At 66.9% G+C, this 5,611-nt stretch carries 6 protein-coding genes and 1 pseudogene; 4 read left to right on the top strand and 3 right to left on the bottom strand.

Annotation, left to right across the window (positions count from 1 at the left end):
- The coding region (locus QO207_RS31010; protein WP_301536075.1) for a LysR family transcriptional regulator at window positions 1-606 on the bottom strand (606 nt) is incomplete at its 3' end.
- Window positions 607-795: 189 nt separating this feature from the next.
- Here QO207_RS31010 and QO207_RS31015 point away from each other — a divergent pair.
- Entirely contained in the window at window positions 796-1,680 is an 885-nt protein-coding gene (locus QO207_RS31015; RefSeq protein WP_301536076.1) for a DMT family transporter, read from the top strand.
- A gap of 15 nt (window positions 1,681-1,695) precedes the next feature.
- Here the strand turns inward: QO207_RS31015 and QO207_RS31020 are convergent, their stop codons facing one another.
- On the bottom strand, window positions 1,696-2,865 hold the full coding sequence (locus tag QO207_RS31020) for a GGDEF domain-containing protein (RefSeq protein ID WP_301536077.1): 1,170 nt from the start codon (window positions 2,863-2,865) through the stop codon (window positions 1,696-1,698).
- Window positions 2,866-3,019: 154 nt separating this feature from the next.
- On the bottom strand, window positions 3,020-3,796 hold the full coding sequence (locus QO207_RS31025; protein WP_301536078.1) for an IclR family transcriptional regulator: 777 nt from the start codon (window positions 3,794-3,796) through the stop codon (window positions 3,020-3,022).
- A 178-nt stretch (window positions 3,797-3,974) separates the two neighbouring features.
- On the opposite strand from QO207_RS31025, the gene QO207_RS31030 reads away from it, so the two are divergent.
- The 3 genes and pseudogenes from QO207_RS31030 to glnQ form a co-directional block, all read left to right on the top strand.
- A complete protein-coding gene (locus QO207_RS31030; protein WP_301536079.1) occupies window positions 3,975-4,733 on the top strand; it encodes an ABC transporter substrate-binding protein in 759 nt (252 codons plus the stop codon).
- Window positions 4,734-4,842: 109 nt separating this feature from the next.
- Entirely contained in the window at window positions 4,843-5,499 is a 657-nt protein-coding gene (locus tag QO207_RS31035) for an amino acid ABC transporter permease (protein ID WP_301536080.1), read from the top strand.
- Window positions 5,496-5,611 (top strand): annotated as a pseudogene (glnQ, locus tag QO207_RS31040) (glutamine ABC transporter ATP-binding protein GlnQ); the annotation flags it as partial. The gene QO207_RS31035 and the pseudogene glnQ, both read left to right, overlap by 4 nt.

Raw genomic sequence — 5,611 nt, forward strand, 5'->3', positions numbered from 1 at the left:
CTGCCAGTCGGTGAGCAGCGCGCTGGTGGCGGCCATGATCACCGGGGCGTCGAGCAGGTCGGCTGGGGTCTGCGGGCGGCCGTGGCGGTCGAGGAAGGCCGGGGAGGCGCAGACCACCGGGCGAATCTCGCCGACCTTCAGCGCGGTCAGGCTGCCTTCGGGCAACTGGCCGATGCGCACGGCAACGTCGATGCCCTCGTCGAGCATGTTCACCACGCGGTCCACCAGCAGCGCGTTGACCGTCACTTCCGGCTGGGCTTGGAGGTAGCTGGCGATCAGCGGCACCAGGTACAGCTCGCCGAACAGCACCGGCGCGGTGACCGTCAGATTGCCGCGCGGGCGCAGGGCGCTGCCGGAGGCCAGCTCCTCGGCTTCTTCCAGCTCCTGGAGAATGCGCCGGCAGTCCTCGACGTATCGCTGGCCGGCTTCGGTCAGGCGCACGCTGCGGGTGCTGCGGGCCAGCAGCAGGGTGCCCAGGCGTTGCTCCAGGGCGGCGATGGCGCGGGTCACGCTGGGTGGCGACAGTCCCAGCTGGCGGGCGCCGGCGGCGAAACTGCCGGCTTCGGTCACGGCCAGCAGCACTGTCATTTCCTGAAACCTGTCCATTGTTCACCGGGTGGGCCTGAGGGCGGTTGCCAGACTGTAGTGGGAAGCGGCGCGGGAATGAAGCGCGGCGGGCTTGCGGGCGACATCGGCGTGCTTGCCAGCGCCTCGCCGCTTGACCGCGCCCCGGCCACTCCGGCACAAGCGCTGGAGGCGCCCGCAGCGAGGCGCCACTGCCGACGAGCCTTCCCCATGACCAGCAAGACCACGGCCAGCGCACTGGCCGACACTGCTAACCCGCGCCTGGGCATCGCCCTGTGCCTGCTGTCGATGCTGATTTTCGCCTGCCAGGACGGCATCACCAAGGTGCTGGTCCGCCACCTGCCGGTGGCCGAGCTGGTGATGGTGCGCTACTGGGTATTCGTGCTGTTCGCCCTGATCGTCTGCCGCGCCCAGGGCGGCGTGCGGGCGGCCAGCCGCAGCGCCAGTCCCTGGCAGCAGGTGGTCCGCTCGCTGCTGGGCGTCGGCGAGATCGCCATCTTCGGCCTGGCCTTGCGCTACCTTGGGCTGGCGGAAACCCATGCGCTCTATGCGGTCTTCCCGCTGATGACTCTGGGTCTGGCACGGATCTTCCTCGGCGAGCGGATGGTCGGCCGGCAATGGCTGGCGGCGGCGGTGGGTTTTGGCGGCACGCTGCTGATCCTGCGCCCCGGCATGGGCGTGTTCGAGCCCGCGGCGCTGATCCCGCTGGCGGCGGCGCTGACCTTCGCCTTCTTCAACATCCTCTCGCGGCGTATCAGCCAGACCGATTCCTTCGCCACCACCACGCTGTACATGGCCGTGGTCGGCGCCGTGGCGGCCACCTCGGCGGGGATTCCCGCCTGGGTCACGCCGACGCCCCACGAGGCCATGCTGATGTCCATCGTCGCGGTGTCCGGGGTGATCGCCCAGTTGCTGCTGATCCAGGCGCTGAAGTACGCCCAGGCTTCGACGCTGCAGCCGTTCAACTACTCGCTGCTGGCCTTCGCCACGCTGATCGGCCTGATCGTTTTCGGCGAGGCGCCGACCGCCTGGACCATCAGCGGCGCGCTGCTGATCCTGCTGGCGGGGCTGTATTCGGTGCGGCCGGGGCGCTGAGGCGCCGTTCAGGTATCAGAGCGCGCTGCTGACCTGGGTGCGGTCCATCAGGCGGATGCTGTCGCGGCCGCCGCGCTTGGACTGGTAAAGCGCCGCGTCGCCCTGTTCGATGAGCGCGGCGAGGCTCGCCGGGGCCTGGTCGAACAGGCTGGCGCCGATGCTCAGGGTGACCGCCTGGGGCGTGGCGAAATCCTGCGCGGCGATGCCCTGGAACTGCTGGCGCAGCTTGCCGCTGAGTTCCAGCACGGCCTCGGCGTCGACGTTGCCGAGCAGGATGACGAACTCGTCGCCGCCCAGGCGTGCCGCCAGGGCGCGCTCGGGCAACAACGAACGGATCATCTCGCTGAGCGCCACCAGCAGGCGGTCGCCGGCGGTGTGCCCGTGCAGGTCGTTGACCAGCTTGAAGTTGTCGATGTCGATCAGCAGCAGGGCGCCCGGCCGGCCCACGGCGATCTCCTCGAACAGGCGCGGCGCGCGGACTTCCAGGGCGCGGCGGTTGTACAGCGAGGTCAGCGGGTCGCGCGCGGCCAGGCGGGCCATGCGCTTCTCGCGGCGATAGCGCTCGGTGCCGGTCATCGACAGGGCGATCAGCATGATCGCCATGGCGCCCTCGACCAGGGAAATCTGGATGATCTCGCCGCGGAAGGCCGCCAGGTCGATCAGCGTGCCGGGGATGATTACCGTCATGCCCTTGGCCAGGTAGAAGGCGCCGTGCACCAGCAGCACGTAGCGCAACTGCACCGCGCCGACGCTGAGGGACTTGCCGTGGGGCCGCAGCAGGTAGCTGGCGCGCAGGGAGAGCAGGGCGACCAGCCAGGAATTGGCCAGCAGCATCAGCTTGGACCACAGCGGCCCGTCGTCGGGCAACAGCAGCAACGAGGCCCAGAACAGCGGGATCAGCAGCCAGCCGCGGGACAGCCGTGCCTCGGTGAAGCGCGCCACGCCGGTGAGGAAGAACCAGTGGGCCAGCACCAGCAGGCCGTTGGCGAACCAGATGCCGACCAGCAGGTAGCCGCTCATGCGCAGCAGGGAGAGCACGCAGCCGACGGTGATGGTGGCGAAGCCCGCGCTCCAGAACAGCAGCGAGCGTTCGCGTACGCTGCGCCACTCGACGGCCAGGTACAGCGCCGCGGCCGCGGCGAGGGCGACCGAGATGGTCAACATGGTGGGTGGATCAAGCGCCATAAAACAGACCGTACTGCAAATTCGGTGAAAGGGCACGATTGTAAGCTGCCGGGCCGTATTTTCAGAGGGTCAATGGTGCCTGTCCGCGGCGAAATTCCGATGACAGGCAGGGCGCTGAGCCATCCAGCAGGCAGGGCGCATGGCCCTGCCGGTGTCACAGCGTGCGGATCGAGGTGCTGATCGCCCGCGCGCACTCGATGGCTGCCGGCGCCAGGCGCCGCTCGGCATCCTCGCGGCTCCAGCGGCTGGTGGGCGCCACCACGTGCACCGAGGCCACCGGGCGACCCTGGCTGTTGCGCACCGGGGCGGCCACTGCCATGTCGCCGAGGAACAGCTCTTCGCTGTTGATCGCAAAGCCCTTGCGGCGGATCTCGGCGATCTCCGCGAGGATTTCCTCCAGCGACGTGCGGGTGTACTGGGTGTGGCTGTTCAGGTCGCTGCCCTGCAGCAGCTCCAGCACCTCGTCATCGCTCAGCGCACTGAGGAAAGCGCGGCCCGAGGCGGTGCAGTACATGGGGATGCGGCTGCCGATGGGCAGGTGGATGGGGATGAACTTCGGCCCGACGAAGCGCGCCACGTAGAGCATGTCGGTGCGCACCGGTTCGGTGAGGTTGGTGGTCTCCCCGGTGGTCTGCGCCAGTTCGGCGAGGAAGGGGTTGGCGACGTCCACCAGGGTGTCGGCGGCGAGGTAGTTGTAGCCGATCTCCATGACCTGCGGGGTCAGCTGGAAGCGCTTGGTCTGCGCGTGTTTGCTGACATACCCCAGCGCTTCGAGGGTATGAATCATCCGCTGCGCCGAGCTCTTGGTGATGTCGGCGGCTTCGGCCACCTCGGCCAGGTTCATGGTGCGGTTGCGCGCGTTGAAGGCGCGCAGCACGGCCAGGCCCTTTTCCAGCGACTGGTTGAACAGGCTGTTTTCGTTGTCGCTCATGTCTTGTCCTTGGAGGAGCAGATTCAGGCTGATTCAGGTTTGTAGTATCGATATGCGATATTTATAAATCTCTTTACGATTCGTGTAAATCATTTATATTGCGATCAACGCCTCCTGCCGATACGAGGCTATCCATAACGCATAAAGACAACAATCCGCGTCAAATGGGAGTTCACCAATGCATCCTCGCCTCCGCGTGTTTTCCTGCGCTCTCGCGCTCGTCGCCAGCTGCGCCGCATCCCTGGCCGCCCAGGCCGAAACCCTGAAGGTCGGCGCCACCGCCACCGGCGTGCCGTTCACCTTCCTCGACATCAAGAGCAACAGCATCCAGGGCATGATGGTCGACTCCGCCCAGGCTGTGGCCAAGGCCGGCGGCTTCGACGTGGAGATCGCCCAGACCACCTTCGCCGCGCTGATCCCCTCGCTCACCGCGAAGAAGATCGACCTGATCTCCGCCGCCATGCTGCGCACCCCCGAGCGCGAGAAGGTGGTGCAGTACTCCGACCCGGTGTTCGAGTACGGCGAAGGCCTGGTGGTGCGTGCCGACGACGACAAGGCCTACACCAGCATGGATGACTTCAAGGGCGAGATCGTCGGCGCCCAGGTCGGTACCATCTTCATCGACGAGTTGAACAAGCGCGGCATCTTCAAGGAAGTGCGCGGCTACGACTCCCTTGCCGATCTCACTCGCGACCTGGCTCTGGGCCGCATCAAGGCCGGCTTCGGCGACCACCCGATCCTCGCCTACCAGATGGCCAAGGGCAGCCTGAAGAAGGTCCGCCTGGTGGACAGCTACCAGCCGCAGATCAAGGGCGAGGTCTGCTTGATCATGCGCCAGGGCGACCCGCAGCTGCTCGCCCAGGTCAACAAGGGCATCGCCAGCATCAAGGCCGACGGCACCCTGGTCGGCATCATCGGCAAGTGGCACCTGGACTGACGTCCGCCTTCGCCAAGCCTTTTCCCAAGCCTTACCCGCGCCTTTCGCCGAAGCTCCGCGCCCGGTGAAGGGTGACGGCCGCCTCTGAATCACGCCCACGGACATGCCCATGTTTTTCCAGAATGCCCTGGACTTCCTGCCCATTCTCCTGAATGGCGCGGTGGTCACCGTGCAGGTCACGGTCGCCTCGTTCCTGCTCAGCTCGCTCATCGGCCTGGCCTTCGCCCTGATGATGGTGTCGAAGGTGCGCGCCGTCGCGCTGTTCGCCATCTCCGCGGTGAACATCATCCGCGGCCTGCCGATCATCGTGCAGCTGTTCTACATCTACTTCGTGCTGCCGGACTTCGGCGTGCAGCTCAGCGCCCTGCAGGCCGGCATCATCGGCCTGGGCATCGCCTACTCGGCGTACCAGGCGGAGAACTTCCGCGCCGGCATCCAGGCCATCCAGCAGGGGCAGATCGAGGCCGCCGAATCCATCGGCATGCGCGGCCCGATGATCATGCGCCGGGTGGTGCTGCCGCAGGCCTTCCGCATCGCGCTGCCGCCCTATGGCAACACCCTGGTGATGATGCTCAAGGACTCCTCGCTGGTGTCCACCATCACCGTGGCCGAGATGACCCGCGCCGGCCAGCTGATCGCCTCGTCGACCTTCGAGAACATGACCGTCTACAGCCTGGTGGCCTTGCTCTACCTGGCCCTGAGCCTGCCGCTGTCGTTCGCCCTGCGCCGCCTCGAAGCGCGCATCGCCACGAGGAAGAAAGCATGATCCGCATCCAGTCGCTGCACAAAAGCTACGGCAGCACCCGCGTCCTCGAAGGTATCGACCTGTCGGTGGAAAGCGGCCAGGTGGTCTGCCTGATCGGCCCCTCCGGTTCGGG

The organism is Pseudomonas sp. CAN1, assembly GCF_030462585.1.
Lineage (GTDB): Bacteria > Pseudomonadota > Gammaproteobacteria > Pseudomonadales > Pseudomonadaceae > Pseudomonas.

Excerpts from the sequence above, each read along its gene's own strand:
- QO207_RS31035 (WP_301536080.1), top strand. The coding sequence starts at position 4,843 with ATGTTTTTCCAGAATGCCCTGGACTTCCTGCCCATTCTCCTGAATGGC.
- QO207_RS31020 (WP_301536077.1), bottom strand. The coding sequence starts at position 2,865 with ATGGCGCTTGATCCACCCACCATGTTGACCATCTCGGTCGCCCTCGCC.
- QO207_RS31030 (WP_301536079.1), top strand. The coding sequence starts at position 3,975 with ATGCATCCTCGCCTCCGCGTGTTTTCCTGCGCTCTCGCGCTCGTCGCC.
- QO207_RS31015 (WP_301536076.1), top strand. The coding sequence starts at position 796 with ATGACCAGCAAGACCACGGCCAGCGCACTGGCCGACACTGCTAACCCG.
- QO207_RS31025 (WP_301536078.1), bottom strand. The coding sequence starts at position 3,796 with ATGAGCGACAACGAAAACAGCCTGTTCAACCAGTCGCTGGAAAAGGGC.